The organism is Acinetobacter sp. WC-323, from assembly GCF_000314615.1.
Taxonomy (GTDB): Bacteria; Pseudomonadota; Gammaproteobacteria; order Pseudomonadales; family Moraxellaceae; genus Acinetobacter; species Acinetobacter courvalinii.
This window is the reverse complement of record NZ_AMZS01000052.1, coordinates 1-1,916: the sequence shown is the minus strand read 5'-3', so window position 1 is coordinate 1,916 and position 1,916 is coordinate 1. Positions and strand designations below refer to the sequence as shown.

The following is a 1,916-nucleotide window of genomic DNA, read 5'->3' as shown; positions in this document are numbered from 1 at the left end:
TAGGTGCAGAAGTTGAATATAGCCAAATTAAAGGCGACACCAGCACCAATAACGATTATAAAGGTCGTAACATTGCAGGTAATGCTTATGTGACTTCTGATCTGATCACTAAAAACTATGACAGCAAAATCAAGCCATACGTATTAGCGGGTGCTGGTCACTACAAATACGAAGGTGATGACATCTATGGTGGCAAGCAAGAAGGAACATTGGCAAATGCGGGTGGTGGTGTGTTCTGGCGCTTGAACGATGCTTTGTCTCTACGTACAGAAGCGCGTGGTACTTACCATTTTGATGAAAAATTCTGGAACTATACAGCGCTTGCTGGCTTAAACGTCGTTCTTGGTGGTCATTTGAAACCTGCTGCGCCAGTGGTAGAAGTTGCTCCGGTTGAGCCAACTCCAGTTGCTCCACAACCGCAAGAGTTGACTGAAGACCTGAACATGGAACTTCGCGTATTCTTTGATACCAACAAATCTGACATCAAGCCGCAATACAAAACTGAAATTGCGAAAGTTGCAGAGAAGTTAGCCGAATACCCGAATGCAACTGCTCGTATTGAAGGTCACACAGATAACACTGGTCCACGTAAGTTAAACGAACGTTTATCTTTGGCGCGTGCTAACTCTGTTAAATCTTCACTTGTAAATGAATACAACGTTGATGCATCTCGTTTGTCAACTCAAGGTTTCGCTTGGGATCAACCGGTTGCAGACAACAAAACTAAAGAAGGCCGTGCGATGAACCGTCGCGTATTTGCTGCGATTACAGGCAGCCGTACTGTTCTTGTACAACCAGGTCAGCAAGCTCAATAATTTGAGTGTGTTTACTGAATAAAAAAAGCGACTCGTCAGAGTCGCTTTTTTTATGAACATAAGTTTTTCTGTAGGGTTGATGTAAAAGAAAAGATTTCTCCCTTAAAAACAGAATAATCTTGATTAAATAATGCTGCTCTTGTAAGGATTATTTAGTTTTATTGAAAAGATTTTGTTAACTGGTTAATATTTTGACTAAAAAGTGATAAGCTCTTACTGCTTTGTTAAAGGCTGCTAAGTTAGAATTTTGGGGAAAGAAATAAGTCGTTTTCAGTGGCTACTCAATAAAATGATAGAAGGTACTGGAGAGCTATCTAGTATTAACTTAATTGCATAAAAGAGCATGACTGAAAGGTACAACAAGACTATTTCTTGGTATTCAAAAGCTATTAGGGTTTACAGAACAAACGTTTTTTGTTTTTGGAGAATATTTATGAAATTAAGTCGTATCGCACTTGCTCTGCTTGTTGCCGCACCTTTAGCTGCTGCAAATGCAGGCGTAACTGTCACTCCTTTAATGCTGGGTTATACCATGTTCGATACTGAACATAACAACCGTGGTGATAAAGGTCAATTAACTCCAAGTCCAGAGTTAGATGACGATTTATTCGTTGGTGCTGCGCTTGGTGTGGAAATTACACCTTGGTTAGGTGCAGAAGTTGAATATAGCCAAATTAAAGGCGACACCAGCACCAATAACGATTATAAAGGTCGTAACATTGCAGGTAATGCTTATGTGACTTCTGATCTGATCACTAAAAACTATGACAGCAAAATCAAGCCATACGTATTAGCGGGTGCTGGTCACTACAAATACGAAGGTGATGACATCTATGGTGGCAAGCAAGAAGGAACATTGGCAAATGCGGGTGGTGGTGTGTTCTGGCGCTTGAACGATGCTTTGTCTCTTCGTACAGAAGCGCGTGGTACTTACCATTTTGATGAAAAATTCTGGAACTACACCGCGCTTGCTGGTTTGAATGTCGTTCTTGGTGGTCATTTGAAACCTGCTGCGCCAGTGGTAGAAGTTGCTCCGGTTGAGCCAACTCCAGTTGCTCCACAACCGCAAGAGTTGACTGAAGACCTGAACATGGAACTTCG

The 1,916-nt window shown here is 41.5% G+C and carries 2 protein-coding genes; both read left to right on the top strand.

Features of this window, described 5'->3' with window-relative positions:
• Positions 1 to 815: outer membrane protein Omp38 (omp38, locus tag ACINWC323_RS06475; RefSeq protein ID WP_009513596.1), on the top strand; the 815-nt coding region annotated here is incomplete at its 5' end.
• A 433-nt stretch (positions 816 to 1,248) separates the two neighbouring features.
• Positions 1,249 to 1,916, top strand: a 668-nt coding sequence (locus ACINWC323_RS06480; protein WP_009513594.1) for an outer membrane beta-barrel protein, incomplete at its 3' end; no start/stop codon positions are given.